The organism is Pseudoalteromonas phenolica (assembly GCF_005886345.1).
GTDB classification, from domain to species: Bacteria; Pseudomonadota; Gammaproteobacteria; order Enterobacterales; family Alteromonadaceae; genus Pseudoalteromonas; species Pseudoalteromonas phenolica_A.
On the sequence record NZ_PNEC01000003.1, the window covers coordinates 77218 to 98347 of the forward strand.

Sequence of the window (21130 nt, forward strand, 5' to 3'; positions counted from 1 at the left end):
TATTGTATACAATATAAATTGTATGTATTGTGTTACGCGTCATTATGAAAAACGCAAAACTCACAGGAGTAGGACAACTCATGAAGTACAATAATAAAAAAGGTAACTATCTTAGAAAAAGCCTTGCAGCGACTGCAATCGCTGCTGCATTAAGTTGGCACGCGCCAACGTTAGCTGTAGACGGTAGCAGTATTGTTAAGGGTCATATCGAAGCAAGTACGGGCTCTGATATTATTGGTGCAACATTGACTTTCAAACACAAAACTAAAGGTTTGAAATATACAGTGACAACCAATGCTGAAGGTGAGTACTTGTTACGTAATGTACCTGTTGGTACTTACGACGTAACAATCGTCAAAGATGGTTATCAAAGTGTACTACAAGAAAATGTAAACGTTACCATTGGTCAATCTATGATCATTGATGCACAAATGTCGCAAGCTGGTCAAAATATTGAGCGCATCGCTGTAACAGGCGCTTCAATTCGTCGAGTTGATTTAAGTAACTCGACATCTGGTGTGACATTCAGTGATGAAGAGTTAAACATGATGCCAGTAAATACTGGTTTTGAAAGTATCGCATTATTAGCACCAGGAACAGCAGCACCTGGTGGTAGTAACTTTAAAGGTGCATCAAGCTTTGGTGGTGCATCTGCGGCAGAAAACGGTTATTACTTTAACGGTCTAAATGTTGCCTCAATAAGAACTGGCTTAGGTTCAATTCGCTTACCTTGGGAAGCTATCTCTCAAACTCAAGTTAAAACAGGCGGTGTAAGTCCTGAGTTTGGCGGTGCTATGGGTGGTATCGTAAATGCCGTGTCTAAAACTGGTGAAAATGACTTCGATTTCGGTGTTGAAATGCGCTGGGATCCTGCAAGCCTTGAATCAAACCACGATTCAATCTATCAGTCAAATGGTACCATTGATACGAATACGCAACGTGACAGCTACGACTTTAAAGAATTCCAAGTATGGGCTTCAGGCGCTTTAATTGAAGACAAGCTATTTGCATACGCACTATTTTCTCCACGTCGTGAACAGGAAGAATGGGCAACGCAAACAGTATTCTCAGATAAGTCTCGTGAAGAAGATCGCTGGTTTACTAAACTAGATTGGTTCATTAACGAAGATCATTCAATTGGTTTCTCTGCAATGAATAACAAGCGAACTTGGGACACAAGTAACTTTGTCTATGATTGGCAAACAAATGTTATTGGCGATCAAAAAGGGGTTGCTGCACCGGGTGAAGATGGCGGTAAAGTTTATAGCTTTAACTATAACGGTTATCTAACTGATACACTTTCTGTTACAGCTGTAATTGGTCAAGTAACAGAAAATGTTGAAAATGTAGTAGCATCAACCGATCCAGGTGTATGGGATTCACGTGATGGCTGGTCTACACTAAGTCAACATACAACATCAACAGTTTCTGAAGAAGAGTATGTTCGTGAACAAGCACGTGTTGACTTCACCTATGACTTAGATGAACACGCTTTACAGTTTGGTATTGACTATAACAAAGTAAAAGTAAAATTTAGCTCAGGTCAAAATGGTATCGGCGACGGTATGGGCTGGTGGGAAATCAAAAACGCAGGTGTTGATGATATCTCAGGTGCGGCAGAAGGTGACTCTTTCATTGAAAGACGTGTAAGAACACGTGACGTAGACTCTGATTCAACGTCATTGGCTTTCTACATCAATGATACTTGGCAAGCTACAGAGAACCTAGTTCTTAATTTAGGTGTTCGTTATAGCGAATTTGAAAATACAGTATCAGACGGTCGTGCCTACGTTGATATGAAAGATCAAATTTCACCTCGTCTTCAAGCAATTTATGACTTACACGGTGACGGTACAGCAAAAGTTTTTGCTACTTTCGGTCGATATTACCAGCCAGTTTCTGCAAACATGAACATCACTCAAGGTTCAGCTTCAGTTGAGTGGTTCGAATATCATGAAATGGGTGAAGTAGACGCAAATGGTGCGCCTGTATTATTAGCTGATGGCTCTCCAAGCCGTGGTGATATGTTACGAGATCGACGCTGGCGTCAACGTGGTATCACAGAGCCAGGTCTTATCGCATCCTCAAGTTTGAAACCTATGTACTCAGATGAGATCACAATTGGTTATCAACAAGAGGTTTTCGATACTATGTCTGCAGGTGTTCGCTTTGTTCACCGTGATTTAGGACGCAGTGTAGAAGATACCGATGTGGGCCCAGTATTAGCCAAGAAGCTTGCAGAATTGGGTATCACGGATAACGTAGGTCAAGGTTCATATTATGTATTGAACAACCCAGGTGAAGCAATTCAAATGTCGTACGATTTCGATGGTGATGGTACGGTAGATGTGGTTAATTTGAGTGCTGCTGAGCTTGCATTACCAGCAGCTATTCGTAAGTACACCGCAGTTGAATTTACGTTAGATGGTAACGTGACTGAAGACTTTAGAATTAATGCTTCATACACATGGTCTAAGAACTATGGTAACACTGAAGGTCTAGTTAAAACTGATAATAACCAGGCTGATCCGGGTTGGACAACATCATATGACTACGGTGACTTAATGGACCATGGCTACGGTAATCTTCCAAACGATCACCGCCATGCGATTAAATTTTCAGGTTCTTACAATGTAACTGACAATCTAGTGGCTGGTTTAGTGGCACGTACTACTTCAGGTCGTCCACAAAGCTATTTCTCTGTACACCCTAAAGATGTTGACAGCTGTGCGGCAGGCAACCCTTGGGATGCATGTATCAGCCGTTACTACGACCACGCTTCTCACTATGATGAGAACGGTAACCCTGCACCACGTGGTAGTGCAGGCACATTACCTTGGGTAACGAATATAGATGTATCAATGGCTTATTACACAGAGTTAATGGGTAATGATGTAACACTTAAAGCATCAATCTATAACTTACTTAACTCTGATTCAGCAATGAACATTAATGAAGAACGTACAATATACGGCGATAACGGTATTGAGCTAAACCCAGATTATGGTTTGGTAACGAGTCGTCAATCTGCACGTTCAGTGTCATTTACAGCACGAATGGTATTTTAATCTCCCTGAAATTCCCGTGCGCACCGAGCTTAGTTTTAGTTCGGTATCCACTTAATGCCAAGCTTGCTTGGCATTTTTCGTTTGAGGCATAAAGATGACTAATTTTATTAAGAAATTGAAAAACCTAGATGTCAGTTGTAACTCAACTATTGACTGTATTGATATGCATACTGGTGGAGAACCTTTAAGAATAATACAAAGTGGCTTTGCACCTTTAAAAGGTAAACGAATTGTAGATAAGCGTTTAGATTGTTTAAAACATCAAGACCATTTGCGAACTGCGGTAATGGGAGAGCCACGAGGTCACTCGGATATGTATGGTGCACTTATTTGTGATCCTGAAAGAATCGAAAGTGAATTTGGCGTATTGTTTTTGCATAATGAGGGCTACAGTACAATGTGTGGTCATGCGATTATCGCGCTGTCGACTTTGGCTGCAAAAATGGGTCATTTTAAAGAGAAAGACGATCTAAAAATTGACTCTCCAGCAGGGCAGGTAACTGCCTACTATAAAAATGGGCAGGCGTATTTTGATAATGTCGCCAGTTTTGTAGTGAAACTCGATCATCAAATTAATCATCCTGCTCTCGGTTCTTTTACAGCTGATGTTGCTTTTGGTGGCGCTTATTATGCATACGTAGATGCAGACAAGCTTGATATCTCGTTGTCCAAAGCAAATGCCGCTAAATTATCTGAACTTGGAGAAGAAATTAAAGCGTTAGTTAACGACTCTTTAGCGTTTTCACACCCAGAAGACGAAAGTTTGAGTTTTTTATATGGTGTGATTTTTTACTCGTCGTCTCAAATTAAAGACAAAGAAAGCCATAGTAAACACGTGTGTATATTTGCTGATGGTGAGCTTGATAGAAGCCCAACAGGAACTGGGGTAAGTGCAAGAGCCGCAATACTTCATGCTAGAGAGCAAATAAAAGTAGGTGACAAAGTTACTATTGAAAGTATCGTAGATAGTAGTTTTGATATAACAATCCAAAAAGAATCACAATTTCATGGTTACAACGCCGTAATACCACGAGTATTTGGCACTGCATATATCACCGCATTTTCTAACTTCGTTTTAGAAGACTCAGATCCATTCAAACATGGCTTTTTCCTAAAATAGCCCGCTTTATAAACCAGAACGAAAATTAAACTTGAATATATGGAAAATCAAATATATGATTTTCCATATATTTTGAGGTTAACAGTTTTTTCTTCAAAACTAGGAATCACATTTTCAAGAAAGTTGACCATAATCGATGTGTCTTCGTTTAATTTCTGGGAGTAAACATGAGTATAAAAGTTGGAATAAATGGCTTTGGCCGTATGGGTCGCCTAACTATGCGTGCCTTATATGATACTGCTGGTATTGAGATCATTCAGATCAATGACCCAGCAGGCAATGCAGAAACACTAGCACACCTGATGAATTTTGACTCGGTACATGGTCGCTGGAACCATGAAGTGGATTTTGCAGGCGATACTATGCAAATCAATGGTCATACTATTTTAGTTACTCAGAATAAAGCGATTGAAGCGTCAGATTGGTCAAACTGTGATTTGGTGATTGAAGCCTCAGGTGTGATGAAAACTAAAGCCAAACTACAAGCTTATTTTGATCAAGGTGTGAAACAGGTAGTCGTGACTGCACCAGTAAAAGAAGAGGGTGTATTAAACGTAGTTTATGGCATCAACCATGATTTATTTGATGTTGAAAAGCACAATATAGTGACCGCAGCATCGTGTACAACGAACTGTTTAGCGCCACCTATTAAAGTATTACAAGATAAAATAGGTATTGTGCACGGTTCAATGACCACAATTCACGATATAACCAATACTCAAACTATCCTTGATGCACCGCACAAAGACCTTCGTCGTGCAAGAGCATGTGGTATGAGTTTGATCCCAACCACAACGGGGTCAGCTACTGCAATTACACATATTTTTCCTGAATTGAAAGGTAAACTAAACGGCCATGCTGTTCGCGTACCGCTGGCGAATGCATCAATCACAGATTGTGTATTTGAAGTAAGCCGTGCGACCACTGCTGAAGAAATCAATGATTGGATGAAAGAAGCGGCAGAAGGAGAGCTAAAAGACATTCTAGGTTTTGAAACTCGTCCACTTGTGTCAATTGATTATAAGACAGATCCAAGAAGCAGTGTTGTTGATGCCCAATCAACCATGGTCGTAAATGGTACGCAAGTAAAAATGTATCTGTGGTACGACAATGAATGGGGTTATGCAAATAGAACTGCAGATCTAGTTCGTTATGTTATTGATCAAAAGTGGGGATAATCTAAATGTTGTCCAAACTCTCGGATGACATAAAACAATATTTACTCATCACCAGTAATTATTGGGCGTTCACATTGACAGATGGAGCGATCAGAATGCTGGTGGTGTTGTATTTCCACCAACTTGGCTACAGCGCACTTGAAGTCGCCATGTTGTTTTTGTTTTATGAATTCTTTGGTGTTGTTACTAACCTAGTGGGTGGCTGGCTAGGTGCTCGACTTGGTTTGAACAAAACCATGAATCTGGGTTTGTCCATTCAAATTTTTGCACTGGTCATGCTTGCTATTAACCCTGAGTGGTTGAGTGTTGTTTATGTCATGTGCGCGCAGGCATTATCTGGCATTGCAAAAGATCTCAATAAAATGAGTGCTAAAAGTGCCATAAAAAAACTGGTGCCTGAAGACGCTGATGGTGTTTTGTACAAGTGGGTGGCTATTTTAACTGGCTCTAAAAATGCGCTAAAAGGTGTCGGCTTCTTTTTAGGTGGTTTGCTGCTGACCTTGTTTGGGTTTCAAGGCGCTTTATGGTTAATGGCTGGTATGTTGATGTTAGTCTGGTTATTAAGTCTGTGGCGTTTGAAAACAGATTTAGGTAAGAAAAAAGCAAAACCTAAATTCACTGAAATGTTTTCAAAAAGCCCGCAAATCAATCGGCTTTCAGCTGCGAGATTATTTTTATTTGCAGCCAGAGACGTATGGTTTGTGGTTGCATTGCCGGTTTATTTTGTCAGTGAATTGGGCTGGCAAAGTAGTACTGTAGGCACGTTTATGGCTGTGTGGGTCATTCTATATGGCTTAGTACAGGCAAACGCGCCCAAAGTTACTGGCCAAAATATGGCGTTAAGCCAAAGTAAGCAATCAGCAGCGTCATGGGTAACAACTCTTGCGATAATTCCGGCAATGATAGTATTAGGTTTAGATTCAAGTTTCTCACCAGAGCTTATCCTTGTTGGTGGTTTGCTAATTTTTGGTGCTGTATTTGCCATTAACTCATCGTTACACAGCTATCTTATTGTGAGGTGTGCAGACAGTGACGGCGTATCAATGGATGTGGGTTTTTATTATATGGCCAACGCAGCAGGGCGCTTAACCGGTACTGTATTGTCTGGTGTTATGTATCAATATTATGGCTTAAGCGCCTGCTTATTGGTTTCGTCAGTTATGTTAGGCATTGCCATAGTGTTAACTAAACGACTTTAATCTCTTTTTCTAAAACCCAGAAACTTAGATTCTGGGTTTTACTTCCACTTTTATCCATAATTATCAAATACAGTTAATGTAGGTTTGATAATGATTGGTGTCACGTTGAAACAGTTTAAATACATCTTTTTTGTTCTCTTACTATCCTTATTTTCAAATTTTAATGCTTTAGCAAAGCAATTAACTTTGTCTGTAGGAGAGTGGCCGCCTTATGTGGGGAGCGATCTACTGAATAACGGTGCCATTGCAGAAGTAATAGCTGAGGCATTTGCAGATATAGGGTATCAAGTGTCTTTTGAATTTTACCCGTGGGCGAGAGCGATGGAGCAAGCGCAACTCGGAAGAGTTGATGGTACCGGCTTATGGCTTAAAACTGACTCTAGAGAAAGTGAATTCTATTTTTCTGAGCCAGTATTAGAAGAAAAGCATGTATTTTTTTACAACAGAACAGATAAGCCGATACTAGATAGCTTTGAAGCATTAAAGTCATATAGTTATGTTGGCCATGAAGATTTCTGTTATGGCATAGATCTAGATAACATTATTCGAGCGAAACAAATCAACATGCACAGAGTGTCTAATGATGAACAAGCATTTGGCATGTTATTAAAAAACAGAGTATCGATTTACCTTCAGGAGATGGCGGTGGGGTATTATCTGTTACGTCAGCATTTTTCAGAGCAAGACATGAATAAAATAGCTCATATTGAACAGCCGTTCATGCGCAAAAACAGCCACATCATCTTATCGAAAGTAGATAAGAATAATTCTGAAATTCTGAAGATGTTTGATGAAGCTTTACATAGAATGAAACAATCAGGTCGTTATGATCAACTTTTAGCAAAAGTGATTAAATTTTAAATCTGAGCTGTGTTTAATACACAGCTCATAGAAGGTTCTAAATCAAAGCAGTGATAGTTTTGATTTGATCATCAAGTTTTGAGTTAGTTAACTGACCAGTTTCTAAATCGAAATTATCATAGAAGCTCGGCACAGAAAGTGAGCCTTTTACATCCATCGCAAAAAACTGAGATGAACCAACTGCAGAAGCGAGTACGCTTTGCGCACCACCAGGACCCGGTGAAGTCGCTAACAAAATAACTGGTTTACCTTGATACACTTTCATATCAATTCTAGATGTCCAATCAAAAATGTTTTTGTAAGCAGCCGTATAAGAGCCATTGTGCTCAGCAAATGAAATAACAACAGCATCTGCTTCGCCGATTTTTTTGAAGAAAGTTTGAGCTTGTTCTGGAATACCTGATTCATTTTCACGATCTGAGCTGTAGATTGGCATTTCAAAATCGTTTAAATCTAATAATTCAACGTCTGCGTTTTCAATTTGGTTTGCCGTGTACTGAGCCAACTGTTTGTTTATTGATTGACGGCTGCTACTTGCTGCAAATGCTAATACTTTCATAATTTATTCCTCATTAATTAAGTGATGAGTCTTCAATTCATTGCTCGACTCGATGAAACTTAGTCTATATTATCTTTATCTAGTTATTAATCCCTCGATTGGGTTTTCACTATTTCCATATGACTATGAATAAGCTGTTTGAGGGTATAGAAGTTTTTGTTGAAGTGGTTAAGAGAGGCAGCTTTGCAAGTGCAGCGCAACAACTAGACCATTCTAACTCTCATATTTCTAAAGAAATGAATAAGCTTGAAGCAAGGCTAGGTGTGAGATTGTTAAATAGAACAACACGCTCTTTAGCGCTCACGCCAGAAGGTGAGGCTTATTACCAGCAATGCATACAACTAATAAGTGATGCACAAGATGCCTTTAACCTTGTCACACAAGGAGACGATACGCCAAAAGGCAACTTAAAGTTAAGTTGTCCTATAGGGCTGTATCGTTCCCATATCCAGTCTATTTTGGTGAAGTTTTTAAAGCTTTATCCAAACGTGACGCTTGACTTAGATTTGAGTGATAAACGGGTCGATTTGGTTGCAGATGGTTTTGATCTTGTGATCCGAGCAACGCCAGCATTAGATGAATCTAGTCTCATCTGTAAAAAGGTTTATGCCTGTCCAACCTATGTTGTTGCATCAAAATCTTATATTGAAAAATATGGTCAACCCTATCATCCCAAAGAGCTAAATAACCACCACTGTATAGGCTACAGCAACCACAAGAACCCAGGCAAATGGACATTTACGCCAGTTGATGGCGAGCAATTTACCGTTGATGTAAAACTCAAAGCACTTTGTAATAATGGAGAAGCTGAAACCGCGCTGGTCGAGGCAGGTATAGGGATCACGCGTTTACCTGAGTTTTATCTATCGGGTGGTATTGCGTCTGGCAACTTACAGATCCTTTTCGAAGAATATCAACAACCAACAGTGAATGTTTACGCGGTTTACCCAAGTAGAAAGCACCTGTCTTCTAAAGTCAGGCGCTTTATTGATATGTTGAGTAATGAGCTTAAGTAATGTTTTAGACCTTTGTTTAAGACTGATGTTAGAAATTAACGCCAACAAAAATTGCGAAGTTGCTTACATCATAGTCTAAATTTACCTTTTCTGTATATTGACCCTCTTTTTCTGTTTTGTCCGATGCCATATTAGTAATAGAGTATTCTAAACCAAGATAGATATTTTCAGACGCTAAGTATTTAAGCCCGAAACCATAGTAAAGGTCATTGCCATCTTCGCTATCTTCTTCAACAACACCAGGATAATAACTATCTGTACTTCTTGCTTTTAAATCCCACGCAGCAATACCTAGTCGGCCATTGATAAACAAATTATCGTTGATTGGCCATTGAGCATTTACCCCCAGTGTGGTTGATGAACTTTTGATTTTATCGTTAATGGTGTCATTAAATTCGTCAACATAGGTATGATCAGTTTCGCCGAATTGATTGTGACCAATTTCAACACTAAAGCTGTTAGTAAATTGATAGCCTAGTCTTACGCCAAAAGAGGTTGTGTTTTGACTCGGTTGCTTATAATACTCTTTACCAGAATCATAAGGGCTTGAATATTCGAAACTTGATTCGAATTCTTGTTTTGCTTTACCAAGAAGAATGTCTGTGTAAATGTTATTATTTGCAAAAACTGATGGTGATAAAAAAAGAGCAGAAGTAAGAGCTATAACTGTTTTACGCATTGTAGTCCTTTTTATGTTTAATTCTTATGTTAAAGGTTGGTCCCAATAAGGGTGCGGGAATTATAGTTAAAATTAATAAAATGTACACCGAAAATGATGAGACTAAAGCGAGCTTACCCTTTCTAATGCGTGTTTAGCGCGAGTTGATTCTGGGTTGAGATCAACATTTAGCTTTAACAATGCAATAGCAGCTTGTTGTTCGTTAGCATCAACAAGCTCATATGCAAATCTGATTAATTGACGCTCACTAAAACCTTCGTCGTGCGCTATCAATGTTTCATACCAAGCGATTGATGCAGAAGTTCCTTGCTCTATGATCATTTTATAGAGTTTTTGTGAAAGCCTTAATTCAGGCTGTTCATACGCTTTGTCATAGATAATACTCAGTACTTTTTCGGTGATTGGTGTCATTGGCGCACCGCCCGTATTATCAAGCAATACAACTAAAATGTCGTCTTCTAACACACGACTGATATTGGCATTAAAACCAGGGATCATACCACCATGATGTACTCGAGTGAGTGGTTTACCAAATCGCGTTTCTGGGTAGTTGTCGACCAACCAACCCGCTGCATAGTTTCTATGCTCAGTGACTTGATATAATACCTCTGTAAACGGTTTAGATAAGATTTTGTATTCGGCTAAACCTCGATCCCATCGATACAAATCAATGGCCGTTGAATACATACTGCCAGCAGAAAAGGGCACTGACATGTCTATAAAACTTGGGTGTTCTAAACGATTTAATAGTCGTTTATAACCAGTTACTCGATTGTTTAGGATAGAATGTTGTTGGTTAAACCCAGAGTTATTCATATTGAGCGGCTTAAGGATTTGCTGTGTTAAAACTTCGCTGTAAGGTTTACCCGTTACGTGTTCGATGACTTTACCCAAAATGGTATAACCCGCATTGCTATATCTGAATTGGGTGCCAGGCTCGAAGTTTAAATCCTCGCTACAAAACTTTGAGATAAACTCATCAAGCGTGTAAGGGTTTCTTGCTTCAACAGCTTTGTAACCATCCAGATGAAAGAAATTGCCAAGGCCCGATGTGTGATTTAGTAACTGTCTAATTGTAATTTTCGAGCCAGTATCTGCTCTGTAGCTTGGATAGTATTCGATTAACTTTTCATCCAGCTTTAGCTTTTTTTGTTCAACAAGTTGCAGTATCAACATGGCTGTAAATTGTTTAGTAATCGAGGCAATTTTGAATTTGCCTTCGATAGTATGATTAATGTCCCATTCAAAGTTGGCTTTACCATAACCTTTCTTAAAGAGCACTTTCCCTTTATGACTGATTAACGCTACGCCATTAAATTGCGCTAGTTGGTGATATCGAGTCAGTAGCTTATCAATTTCTGAAACCTTATTTTCACTTGCAACGCTTAAAAATGAAGTAATAAATATAAGTAAAAAAAGAACCTTTATACGCATCATGCTTTTCCATAAATTAATAACGCATTTAATCTAACGACTTCTAAACAAATTGAAGAGTGAATTAAAGTGAGTTAGGGTGACGCATAGTGACAAGGTAACTTATCTAATAATAAGAATAAGTTAAGTATATTTAAGGAATGGGATGTCAGTTTATAAAGTCGGAGAAAACCTAACTTTAAACCTTGATGAACGAAAGTTATTTAATGGTTCTACAGAGCTTATTTTGCCTGAGTTATCTTATCGATTATTAGTGTGTTTGGTTGAAAGCGCACCGAATGTCGTTTCTCATGACATACTCTTGAACTATGTATGGCAGGGGAAAATCGTCTCAGAAGATACCATTAAAAAACGAGTATCTCGCCTTAGGGAAGTTTTGGCAGTCGAAGAAAAACTCGAACCTATTATTGCAGAACGAGGCCTAGGTTATCGTTTAAATTTATCAGTCAAGCGCGACGAGCGAACAGTTAGCCTACAAGAAGAACAACAAAAGCTATCAAAACTTGTAAGTCCACAATTTAACTTTTTTATTAGGCATCGAGTCATACTTGGTGGATTAGTTATCTTTGGGATCATTACTTTAGGTGTTTTGCAACAAACAGAACTAAGCAAGATACAGCAACTAGAACAAGTAAGTATAAGCCTATCATCTCACGATGCATCGAGTGAGCTAGATGTGTCTCGATTTATGGCGTTACAAGACAGCTTAAAAATAGATAGTGCGATTAGCGAGCTAGAAAACTCAATCAAACACGCCAGCAATAAAGTCGCTATTTTCTCAATATTAAGCGAATTGTATTTAACTAAACATAAGTTACATGGCGCAAATCAGGCTGATTTAATACAAGCCTATCAATTTGCATTAAAAGCAGTAAACGCTTCGAACAGCCAACCTTGGCCTTATGTTGTGCTAGGGAATGTGCAAATTGAACAGGGAAAATATAAAAACGCCATTGAAAGTGCAAATAAAGCCATTTCACTTTCGCCTAAATGGGTGAACGCGCATGCCGTCAAATCTAGCGCATTGAATCACCGTGGTGATATTTCAGGAGCGTGGCAAGCGATCCAAATTGCGCATAAATTACAACCAGACAATCCGCTTGTTCAAAAGATACGGGTTCAGGTTTTATTAAATAAAAATATGTTTAGTTGGAGTGAACGCCATTTAGAATCATTGATAGCGTCTTATCCGAATGATGCATTTTATTTAATGGCTCAGGCAGAACATTTCTTGTTGACCAGACAATATGAAAAAGCAGAGAAAACCTTAACTGATTTACTGACCTTAAAGCCAAACTATATTGAAGCCCATCTACTCATGGCAAGCGCTTTAGATTTACAAGGAAAAGTAGATAAGTCACTTGTCCATTTAGAGAGAGTTTCTATTAGCCAAAGTTCATCTGCGCAGCTAGCGTTGCTACTTGCAAATTTAGTTGACGGTAAAGATAGGAAAGTGAAGGGAGAAGCTTCAAAGGAAATTAAAGGCCCAAATCATTTTATCGCTTCCCTCATAGCGTTAAATAACAAAGACCCTGAGCAATTTATACAGCTAGCAGAAAAAGCTGTACAAAATGGGTTTTCTAAAGAGTATTTATTAGAATCCAATATTATTTACACTTCGTTAAAGCAACAAGTACAAAGTGATAAGCTACTTAAAGATTACCTAGCGCTGAAAACAAACTTATTTAATATCAAGCAGGCACGGCGAGTAAAGCGGGTGCCTATCCTGTAGCTGAAATAATCATTAGCATTTTACGACAAAACCTTCACAAACGTTTTGCTAATTTCATGGTTTGGCATACTACAAAGTTAGCAAAGCGATGTTCAAACTGTTTTAAAAACCAATTAATAAATTATTGTTAATGGCGTAAGTGCTTCTAGAGCACCATCAGCATATGAAGTTGCAAATGAAATAGAACAAGCTTGCCAAGCATTTAAACTAGATTTTCTTAATGATGAACCTATTACACCGATAGAGAATAAAATAAATAGTTACAAATAGACTACATGGTTAGAGGAACAAAATGCTTGCTTAAAATCTAAACTCGATCTAATGTGATATCAACTTGATATCACATTGATGGAGTTTTCAATGAAAGAAACAAAAGGATTCTCAGTAAACGGGTATGTTGCAACCGTGATTTTTATTGCAATTGCAATAGCTTGTTTGAGTCAATTTAACCCCGTAAATGGCGATGGTATTTTATTTGTCGCTTTAGCAGTAATTAGCCTAGCGTGTTTGGCTGGTTTATTTATGGTTCAGCCAAACCAAGGTCGCGTACTCACTTTGTTTGGCAGTTACGTAGGCACAGTAAAAGAAAATGGGTTACGTTGGACTGTCCCTTTCTTTATTCGCAGAAATATTTCTTTAAGATTAAGAAATTTTGAAAGTAATAAAATCAAAGTAAATGATGCGCACGGTAATCCGATTGAGATTGCCACTGTGGTTGTGTGGTCAGTGAATGACACTGCAGAAGCCGTATTTGAAGTAGATGACTACGAAAGCTTTGTAAACATTCAAAGTGAAGCGGCGCTAAGAAATATGTCGAGTGCTTATCCATACGATCAACATGACGGTGATGAAATTGCATTGCGCAGTCACCCAATTCAAGTCTCTGAAGCACTAAAAACAGAAATTCAAGACAGATTGGCAAAAGCAGGTGTAAAAGTACATGAAGCTAGAATTTCACACCTTGCCTATGCCTCTGAAATTGCCAGTGCCATGTTACAACGTCAACAAGCTTCAGCCATTATTGCTGCAAGACAAAAAATTGTAGATGGTGCTGTTGGCATGGTGGAGCTTGCGCTAAGCCGATTGTCAGAACGAGAAATCGTAGATCTAGACGAAGAGCGCAAAGCAGCTATGGTTAGCAACTTGCTGGTGGTATTATGCGCCGAGCAAAATACGCAACCTGTGGTCAATGCAGGTAGCCTTTACTGATACTAGATTTTCAAATTGAGTTGAAGTGTAAGCTTCAACTCAGCAATTTAAAGAGGCTTATTTTGTCCAGTAAGAAAAGTTACCCACTGAGAATAAACCCTGATGTATTAGCCGCAGTACAGCGCTGGGCCGACGATGACTTACGCAGTGTAAACGCGCAAATAGAGTATATTTTGCGAGATGCATTGGTAAAATCGGGTAGGGTGAAAATCGTACAAAAAGTGGTAACCGAAGTACATCCACAAGACCCAGAAGAATAAAGCTTATTTTAAGCTTCAAGGAGTAAAAATGGTTCAGGAAGAGATTGTATTTAAGTCACAAACGCTAAACTTAAAAGGTACATTGTCATTCCCTAAAAGTAAGGGGAAATTTCCTTGTGTTGTTATGGTTCACGGTAGTGGCCAGCAAGACAGGGATGGCAATATCAATGGCTTTGACACCTATATTTTTAAACAACTTTCAGAGCAGTTAATTGAAGCTGGTTACGCCACTTTTTGTTATGACAAGCGTGGTGCAGGTAAAAGTGAAGGCGATTTTAAAACAGCTGGGTTAGAAGAAGTTGTGTTAGATGCTCATGAAGCGATTAACCATATTTCAACCCATAAACAAGTAAATACTGATGCCATTTATGTGTTAGGGCATAGTGAAGGGGCTTGTTTAGCACCAGAAATAGCAAACGAAAATAAACTTATTTCAGGGTTAATTATGCTTTGCGCTAGCCTTCGTAGCTTTGAAGAAGATGGCATTAAAAATGCCGAAGTAATGAATCGAGACCTCGATGCTCTTAAGGGCTTAAAAGGCAAGATCTTAAGACTTTTTTTGTACACCAAAGACCCAGCTAAAACTATGCGAGATTTGCGGCAAAAAGTTGAAAGTACCGATAAGCCAACAGTGAGAGTTGGCTTTCACAAAGTAAGCACCAAGTTCTACAGAGAAACATTTAATTATGATGTGAAGTCGCACCTGGTTAATACGATAAAACCGATATTAGCCATTGGAGGTGAGAAAGACTTTCAATGTCACCCTGATGACACCAAGCTCATCGCTCAGGTTACAAGAGCATCAACAAGTACACATATCATCAAAAATATGGACCATACTTTGCGATTGCAAACAGGATTGCCGTCACTTGCCAGCTACAAACACGCTTGTAAAAATGACATAATACCTGAGGTCGCAATTCAGTTAATTAATTGGTTATCAGGGCAAATCAATTTAATTGAAAAACATGCAACCGATGAGAAACCAAAACCAACAGCCATTACTTAAGCGAATGACAGTTAACTTACTTAATAATATTCCTACTGACTTATCAAATGAGGTCTTTGAAGATCTAATTAATACTGGTTCTGTTCGGGTTGAGCGAATTATTTCTAAAGGACATAGCTCACCTGCAACGGGTTGGTATGACCAAGACGAGCATGAATGGGTGATGGTCTTAGAAGGGTTTGGCGTACTTGAATTTGAAAATGGCAAATGTGTGAGGCTAGAGAAAGGAGATTCATTGAATATACCTGCTCATACTAAGCACAAAGTGAAACAAACTTCAGAACAACAGCCAACGATTTGGTTGGCTGTTTTTTATAAATAATCGCCATGGCAAAACCCAATAAGAAAGGGCCGGTGAAAACGGTTGATATTTTTTGCGCAAAATGTCGAACTCAGCTTTTTAAATATCGAAAGGGCGGTAAAGGCGCACTAGTCAAATGTTTTGAAGAGCGAATTGTTGAAGATTACACAAACGATAAAATTCACTGCCCTCAATGTAATATTGAGTTTTCAAGAAAAACCATGATAAGAGGCACGCCTGCTTTAAAGATCATTGGTGGTAAAGTGCATTTCAAATAATTTATTAAGACAACCTAATCCTGTTAGTGGTTAAGTTGTTTAACCCCTAACTACATTTCTTATGACCACGTTTACACTCAGTAACAACCTTTCAAACGCTTAACAAATATACTTTCTTCATCGGCAAATGAGGGAGAAAGAATATGAAACTAATCAAAAGCATTTTGTTATCTACTGTACTTGCAACAGCACTAACAGCATGTAGTGATGAAGAAACATATACCGCAGATGTAATGGCAGTCAATCTGATTGAAGACGAAATCGATGTGATTTGGCAATATGAAGACGAAAGAGAAGAATGGTCACTTACAGATGATAAGGGTTTACTTTTTGGCGAAGCATCAAGTGAAAAACTATTAGTACAAGATGAAACAGATAGAGATGTATTTGGTTTTTATGCCATTGATGGTAATACCAAGGAAGTAGAAATAGATCAAACATACTACAGGTTTGACGAACATGCTGATTACCTAGTGTATACCTATGGGCTATTAGGTAATGACGGTAGAGATCAAAAAGCACGCATTGGTGCAGTCAAAGTCACTGATGAAGGCTTAAATGAAGATAAATATCGCATTATTGTTTTTCATACTTATGTAAGCGATATGGGTGATGTAGATATATTTATTGGCGAGAAAAAAATAGGTGAAGCGATTGAATATGGTGAAGCGACAAAGTTTTGGGATTTATCGCCAGATGAAAATGTGATTACTGTAAAAAAAGCTGATCGCCCTAAAACAATTGCACAGTTTACAATTAGCCCAGAAGCAGGTGATGCACATGTTGCATTTGTAGTGAATACGCCTGCAAACGATGAAAATATTTTGGCTTATAAAGTAAACATCGAAAAGTAACAGTTCAACGGTAACAATAGGGGGGAGCTTGATGGTTCCCCGCTATTTTTTATTTTTAACTAAAAAAATAATTGTAGAGCACAGCAGCCCAAACCAAACCCAAAATTACTATAGCTATAGTTACGCAGGCAGAGCCCAAGTCTTTAGCTAATCCAGATAAATCATGCAACTCTAAGCCAATCCTATCAACTACAGCCTCTATTGCCGTATTTACAATCTCAGCAAACATGACAAAAAGCGTGGCACATAAAATAACGACACTGTCTGAAAAACTCAAAGAAAGTAAAGGAAGGGCGATGATAGTCGCGAGTAACAAAATCAGTTCTTGACGAAAAGCAGCTTCATTTTTAGCTAACCACTTAAAAGCTCTTAATGAATGTCTAAGTGCTAAGAATAGACGGGTTACCCCTTTGGGTTTGTTTTTATTGTCAAACTTCATGATTTATACAGATACAATGTTGGAGAAAGGTCTTGAGTTACAGCTTCAGCAGTTTCAAGTAACTTAACTCAAATTTTAAGAAAGGTAATATACTAAAAACATCTCATAAAATCAGCAGTATATTCAGAGAAATATGTTTGCTATCTGATTTTATCGTTCAAGTTATCTTGGGCAGTTTTTATATGATAGTAAATTCTCCTTTTTAAAGGTTTATATCTTAATTTGAGAGCGGAGTTTAAACAAAAAAGCGAGGTTAGAAATGAGTCCAACTTTATGGGGTCACTTCAGAAGTAACCTCGCTTTTTTACCTAATTAAAATACTTTAAAACGATAAATTATTTAAGATATCATCTTCGACATTGTTTGAAAGTGTCACTTTAAGCTTAGGTGTACGTTCCATTTCACGTTTAATGGCGAAATTTGCTTCTTCGTTACGCGCCCAGCTACGGCGTGCAATACCATTGTTTACATCAAATAGTAGCATAGACTTAAGGCGACGCTCTGCATCGCTTGAGCCGTCAAGTAGCATACCGAAACCGCCGTTGATCACTTCACCCCAACCAACGCCACCGCCGTTGTGGATAGACACCCATGTTGCACCACGGAAACCGTCACCGATCACATTGTGAATCGCCATGTCTGCTGTGAAGCGGCTGCCATCATAGATGTTAGATGTTTCGCGGAATGGTGAATCTGTACCAGATACATCGTGGTGGTCACGACCAAGTACCACAGGACCAATCTCACCGCGCTCAATGGCATCGTTAAATGCTTTAGCAATTTTAATTCGGCCTTCAGAGTCAGCATAAAGAATACGTGCTTGTGAACCAACCACTAGCTTGTTTTCTTTCGCGTCTTTGATCCACGTGATGTTGTCTTGCATCTGCTGTTGAATTTCTTCTGGCGAATTCGCCATGATCTCTTCAAGCACTTGCGCGGCAATCGCATCTGTTTTGTCTAAATCTGCAGGGTTACCAGAAGTACATACCCAACGGAATGGACCAAAGCCATAGTCAAAACACATAGGACCTAGAATATCTTGCACGTATGACGGATATTTAAAGTCGATGCCGTTTTCAGCCATAACATCACCGCCCGCACGCGATGACTCTAGTAAGAACGCATTACCGTAATCGAAGAAATATGTGCCTTTCGCTGTGTGCTTGTTTACCGCTTCAGCGTGGCGCTTAAGGGTTGATTGCACTTTTTCTTTGAATAGTTCTGGTTCTTCACGGATTAAACGGTTTGATTCTTCGTAGCTAATATCAGCTGGGTAGTAGCCGCCTGACCAAGGGTTATGAAGAGACGTTTGGTCTGAACCTAGGTGAATAAAGATGTCTTCTTCTAAGAAGCTTTCCCACACATTAACAATGTTTCCAATGAACGCAATAGACACTACTTCTTCGTTTTCTTGTGCTTTACGCACGCGTGCAACTAAGTCATCGATGTTATCAACGAGTTCATCTACCCAACCTTGCTCATGACGTTTAATCGCGGCTTTTGGATTAACTTCGGCACATACTGTAATACAGTTAGCAATGTTACCCGCTTTTGGTTGAGCACCACTCATACCGCCAAGACCCGCAGTTAAGAAGATCTTACCTTTCGGACTTTCGCCTTTGTTAAGGACTTTACGGAATGCATTCATTACCGTGATAGTTGTACCGTGAACGATACCTTGTGGGCCAATGTACATGAATGAACCCGCAGTCATTTGACCGTACTGAGTGACACCTAATGCATTGAATTTTTCCCAGTCATCAGGCTGAGAGTAGTTCGGGATCATCATGCCGTTTGTAACCACAACGCGCGGCGCGTCTTTTGAAGATGGGAATAAGCCCATAGGGTGACCAGAGTACATGTGAAGCGTTTGGTCTTCTTCCATCTCGCTTAGGTACTTCATAGCCAGTAGGTATTGCGCCCAGTTTTGGAATACTGCACCGTTACCACCGTAAGTGATTAGCTCTTCTGGGTGTTGTGCGACAGCCGGATCAAGGTTGTTGTCGATCATCAGCATGATCGCAGCAGCTTGCTCACATTTTGCTGGATAGTCAGAGATCGAACGTGCTTTTAGCTCATAGTTAGGCTTAAAGCGGTACATATAAATACGGCCAAAATCTTTCAATTCTTGAGCAAATTCCTCTGCAAGTTCAGCATGCCATTCTTTTGGAAAATAACGAAGTGCATTGCGAACAGCGAGTTGTTTTTCTTCTTCGCTTAAAATATCTTTACGTTTTGGTGCTCGGTTGGCACCAGCCGGATACGCTTTTGGCTCTGGCAAAACGCTTGGAATACCTTGTTTGATGATATCTTGGAAATTCATGTCGGTTTTCCTTAGTTTACTGAAACTGTGAAAGCTTGAGAGTTAACAAATTCAACCATGGCATCGATGTCTGGTTTAAGTAGTCTGTCTTCTTCAAGCTTGGCGACCTTAGTACGGATCAACGCGTGATTTTGTTCAATAATATCTGAACACGTATTTGGGCGTCTGAAATCAACGGCTTGCGCAGCATACATTAATTCGATAGCAAAGATCTTTTCTAGGTTACCAAGAATTTGGTTGAATTTACGGCCAGAAATACTACCCATAGATACATGGTCTTCTTGACCCATTGACGTTGGTACGCTGTCAGCAGATGGTGGGAAACACAGAGACTTGTTTTCAGTTACCAATGCCGCTGTGGTGTACTGCGGGATCATCATGCCAGAGTTTAAGCCACCCGATGTCGTTAATAGACGCGGCAGACCGTGCAGGCCTTCAAGTAATAAGTAACAACGACGGTCTGAAATATTACCCAGTTCAGCAGCTGCAATTGACGCGTAGTCAAGTACCATAGCCAAAGGCTGACCATGGAAGCTACCACCCGAGATGGCTTCTTCTTCACTGATAACGATTGGGTTGTCTGTAACAGAGTTCATTTCAGTCTCTGCTAATTCTTTTAAATGGTTGTACGCGTTACGTGATGCGCCGTGCACCTGTGGAATACAACGTAAAGAGTACGGATCTTGTACGCGGTCACACTCTTCATGATCAGCCATGTTTTGTGAGTCTTTAAATAAGCGGCGCATACGTTTAGCCACTTCAATGTTGCCTTCAAACGCACGAATTGCGTGTAGTTCTTTTCTGAATGGTTGCTCACTACCTTGCATGCCTTCAATACTCATCGCACCTGCAATGTCTGCAAGGTCGAGTAAGTAACGCATTTTAGTTAGGCCAGTGATGGCATGTGACAGAATAAACTGAGTACCATTGATAAGTGCTAGACCTTCTTTGGCATGTAAGTCCATTGCTTCAAGGTTGTTGTCTGCCAGTACTTTTGCTGCTGGTTGAATTTCGTCTCCTACCCAAAATTCACCTTCACCAAGTAGTGGTAAGAATAAATGAGAAAGTGGCGCAAGATCACCTGAAGCACCAACAGAGCCTTGCTCAGGTACAACTGGGATAATATCAAGTTCAACGAACTTAAGCATGCGCTCAACCACTGCTAAGCGAATACCAGAGAAACCTTGGCTTAATGCATGTACTTTGGTGATAAGCATTAGCTTAGAGATTGACTTTGCAATTGGGTTACCTACACCAACAGCGTGAGTGATAAGTAGGTTTTTTTGTAAAAGGTGCGTTTCTTCAGGTGTGATTTGAGTATCACATAAAGGACCAAAACCTGTGTTAATGCCATAAACTGCTTTATCAGAGGCAGCCATTTTGTCTACACGTTGGCGGCTAACATTGATTTTTTCAATCGCTTCGGCGGTTAGTTCTGCTTTTACACTGCCATCAGCAATGCCATTCACAATATCAAGATTTAGACGATCAACACCATATCTAAACGTCATCTTCTTTCTCCTACTTTACGAGTTGCGAGCGTGTTTTTTAATGATTTTTTCAAACACTCAAGGTACTTATCGTACGATTATGGCAGGGATCTTAGCTTGC

At 39.4% G+C, this 21130-nt stretch carries 19 protein-coding genes; 13 read left to right on the forward strand and 6 right to left on the reverse strand.

Annotated features, from left to right (window positions below; genetic code table 11):
- Positions 1-80: 80 nt before the first annotated feature.
- The 5 genes from CWB72_RS01805 to CWB72_RS01825 all read left to right on the forward strand — a co-directional run bounded on the left by CWB72_RS01805 (position 81) and on the right by CWB72_RS01825 (position 7426).
- Positions 81-3068 carry a TonB-dependent receptor gene (locus CWB72_RS01805; protein WP_138628802.1) on the forward strand — a complete coding sequence of 996 codons (2988 nt, stop codon included), beginning with the start codon at positions 81-83 and terminating at the stop codon, positions 3066-3068.
- A gap of 94 nt (positions 3069-3162) precedes the next feature.
- Positions 3163-4188, forward strand: coding sequence for a proline racemase family protein (locus CWB72_RS01810; RefSeq protein ID WP_138628804.1), 1026 nt, complete (start codon positions 3163-3165; stop codon positions 4186-4188).
- Positions 4189-4355: 167 nt separating this feature from the next.
- Positions 4356-5366, forward strand: a complete 1011-nt coding sequence (locus tag CWB72_RS01815; RefSeq protein WP_138628806.1) for an ArsJ-associated glyceraldehyde-3-phosphate dehydrogenase — start codon at positions 4356-4358, stop codon at positions 5364-5366.
- 5 nt (positions 5367-5371) lie between these two features.
- A complete protein-coding gene (gene arsJ, locus CWB72_RS01820; protein WP_138628807.1) occupies positions 5372-6565 on the forward strand; it encodes an organoarsenical effux MFS transporter ArsJ in 1194 nt (397 codons plus the stop codon).
- Between the two features lie 186 nt (positions 6566-6751).
- Entirely contained in the window at positions 6752-7426 is a 675-nt protein-coding gene (locus CWB72_RS01825) for a substrate-binding periplasmic protein (protein WP_171037198.1), read from the forward strand.
- Positions 7427-7463: 37 nt separating this feature from the next.
- On the opposite strand, the gene CWB72_RS01830 is transcribed toward CWB72_RS01825, so the two are convergent.
- On the reverse strand, positions 7464-7985 hold the full coding sequence (locus CWB72_RS01830) for an NADPH-dependent FMN reductase (RefSeq protein ID WP_138628809.1): 522 nt from the start codon (positions 7983-7985) through the stop codon (positions 7464-7466).
- A gap of 125 nt (positions 7986-8110) precedes the next feature.
- Between CWB72_RS01830 and CWB72_RS01835 the strand changes: the two genes are divergently transcribed.
- A complete protein-coding gene (locus tag CWB72_RS01835; protein ID WP_354384651.1) occupies positions 8111-9001 on the forward strand; it encodes a LysR family transcriptional regulator in 891 nt (296 codons plus the stop codon).
- A 28-nt stretch (positions 9002-9029) separates the two neighbouring features.
- Here the strand turns inward: CWB72_RS01835 and CWB72_RS01840 are convergent, their stop codons facing one another.
- Positions 9030-9680 carry an outer membrane protein gene (locus tag CWB72_RS01840; protein WP_138628811.1) on the reverse strand — a complete coding sequence of 217 codons (651 nt, stop codon included), beginning with the start codon at positions 9678-9680 and terminating at the stop codon, positions 9030-9032.
- Between the two features lie 102 nt (positions 9681-9782).
- Entirely contained in the window at positions 9783-11117 is a 1335-nt protein-coding gene (locus tag CWB72_RS01845; RefSeq protein WP_138628813.1) for a serine hydrolase domain-containing protein, read from the reverse strand.
- A 142-nt stretch (positions 11118-11259) separates the two neighbouring features.
- Between CWB72_RS01845 and CWB72_RS01850 the strand changes: the two genes are divergently transcribed.
- The 7 genes from CWB72_RS01850 (at position 11260) to CWB72_RS01880 (ending at position 16757) form a co-directional block, all read left to right on the forward strand.
- A complete protein-coding gene (locus CWB72_RS01850) occupies positions 11260-12846 on the forward strand; it encodes a winged helix-turn-helix transcriptional regulator (protein ID WP_138628815.1) in 1587 nt (528 codons plus the stop codon).
- A gap of 360 nt (positions 12847-13206) precedes the next feature.
- On the forward strand, positions 13207-14055 hold the full coding sequence (locus CWB72_RS01855) for an SPFH domain-containing protein (protein WP_138628817.1): 849 nt from the start codon (positions 13207-13209) through the stop codon (positions 14053-14055).
- Between the two features lie 62 nt (positions 14056-14117).
- Entirely contained in the window at positions 14118-14315 is a 198-nt protein-coding gene (locus CWB72_RS01860) for an Arc family DNA-binding protein (RefSeq protein WP_138628819.1), read from the forward strand.
- Positions 14316-14343: 28 nt separating this feature from the next.
- Complete coding sequence (locus tag CWB72_RS01865; RefSeq protein WP_138628821.1) at positions 14344-15324, forward strand: alpha/beta hydrolase; 981 nt, start codon at positions 14344-14346, stop codon at positions 15322-15324.
- Entirely contained in the window at positions 15293-15646 is a 354-nt protein-coding gene (locus CWB72_RS01870) for a cupin domain-containing protein (RefSeq protein ID WP_249349211.1), read from the forward strand. The genes CWB72_RS01865 and CWB72_RS01870 overlap by 32 nt, the downstream gene beginning before the upstream one ends.
- A 5-nt stretch (positions 15647-15651) precedes the next feature.
- Entirely contained in the window at positions 15652-15903 is a 252-nt protein-coding gene (locus CWB72_RS01875; protein WP_130253755.1) for a hypothetical protein, read from the forward strand.
- A gap of 143 nt (positions 15904-16046) precedes the next feature.
- Entirely contained in the window at positions 16047-16757 is a 711-nt protein-coding gene (locus CWB72_RS01880; RefSeq protein WP_138568489.1) for a DUF4397 domain-containing protein, read from the forward strand.
- 55 nt (positions 16758-16812) lie between these two features.
- On the opposite strand, the gene CWB72_RS01885 is transcribed toward CWB72_RS01880, so the two are convergent.
- The 3 genes from CWB72_RS01885 to hutH all read right to left on the reverse strand — a co-directional run bounded on the left by CWB72_RS01885 (position 16813) and on the right by hutH (position 21030).
- A complete protein-coding gene (locus CWB72_RS01885) occupies positions 16813-17196 on the reverse strand; it encodes a diacylglycerol kinase (RefSeq protein ID WP_138628823.1) in 384 nt (127 codons plus the stop codon).
- Between the two features lie 322 nt (positions 17197-17518).
- Positions 17519-19519, reverse strand: a complete 2001-nt coding sequence (locus tag CWB72_RS01890; RefSeq protein ID WP_138568487.1) for a urocanate hydratase — start codon at positions 19517-19519, stop codon at positions 17519-17521.
- Positions 19520-19530: 11 nt separating this feature from the next.
- Complete coding sequence (gene hutH, locus CWB72_RS01895) at positions 19531-21030, reverse strand: histidine ammonia-lyase (protein WP_138568486.1); 1500 nt, start codon at positions 21028-21030, stop codon at positions 19531-19533.
- Between the last annotated feature and the right edge of the window lie 100 nt (positions 21031-21130).

Excerpts from the sequence above, each read along its gene's own strand:
- CWB72_RS01805 (WP_138628802.1), top strand. The coding sequence starts at position 81 with ATGAAGTACAATAATAAAAAAGGTAACTATCTTAGAAAAAGCCTTGCA.
- CWB72_RS01810 (WP_138628804.1), top strand. The coding sequence starts at position 3,163 with ATGACTAATTTTATTAAGAAATTGAAAAACCTAGATGTCAGTTGTAAC.
- CWB72_RS01815 (WP_138628806.1), top strand. The coding sequence starts at position 4,356 with ATGAGTATAAAAGTTGGAATAAATGGCTTTGGCCGTATGGGTCGCCTA.
- arsJ (WP_138628807.1), top strand. The coding sequence starts at position 5,372 with ATGTTGTCCAAACTCTCGGATGACATAAAACAATATTTACTCATCACC.
- CWB72_RS01830 (WP_138628809.1), bottom strand. The coding sequence starts at position 7,985 with ATGAAAGTATTAGCATTTGCAGCAAGTAGCAGCCGTCAATCAATAAAC.
- CWB72_RS01835 (WP_354384651.1), top strand. The coding sequence starts at position 8,111 with ATGAATAAGCTGTTTGAGGGTATAGAAGTTTTTGTTGAAGTGGTTAAG.
- CWB72_RS01840 (WP_138628811.1), bottom strand. The coding sequence starts at position 9,680 with ATGCGTAAAACAGTTATAGCTCTTACTTCTGCTCTTTTTTTATCACCA.
- CWB72_RS01845 (WP_138628813.1), bottom strand. The coding sequence starts at position 11,117 with ATGATGCGTATAAAGGTTCTTTTTTTACTTATATTTATTACTTCATTT.
- CWB72_RS01850 (WP_138628815.1), top strand. The coding sequence starts at position 11,260 with ATGTCAGTTTATAAAGTCGGAGAAAACCTAACTTTAAACCTTGATGAA.
- CWB72_RS01855 (WP_138628817.1), top strand. The coding sequence starts at position 13,207 with ATGAAAGAAACAAAAGGATTCTCAGTAAACGGGTATGTTGCAACCGTG.
- CWB72_RS01865 (WP_138628821.1), top strand. The coding sequence starts at position 14,344 with ATGGTTCAGGAAGAGATTGTATTTAAGTCACAAACGCTAAACTTAAAA.
- CWB72_RS01870 (WP_249349211.1), top strand. The coding sequence starts at position 15,293 with ATGAGAAACCAAAACCAACAGCCATTACTTAAGCGAATGACAGTTAAC.
- CWB72_RS01875 (WP_130253755.1), top strand. The coding sequence starts at position 15,652 with ATGGCAAAACCCAATAAGAAAGGGCCGGTGAAAACGGTTGATATTTTT.
- CWB72_RS01880 (WP_138568489.1), top strand. The coding sequence starts at position 16,047 with ATGAAACTAATCAAAAGCATTTTGTTATCTACTGTACTTGCAACAGCA.
- CWB72_RS01885 (WP_138628823.1), bottom strand. The coding sequence starts at position 17,196 with ATGAAGTTTGACAATAAAAACAAACCCAAAGGGGTAACCCGTCTATTC.
- CWB72_RS01890 (WP_138568487.1), bottom strand. The coding sequence starts at position 19,519 with ATGAATTTCCAAGATATCATCAAACAAGGTATTCCAAGCGTTTTGCCA.
- hutH (WP_138568486.1), bottom strand. The coding sequence starts at position 21,030 with ATGACGTTTAGATATGGTGTTGATCGTCTAAATCTTGATATTGTGAAT.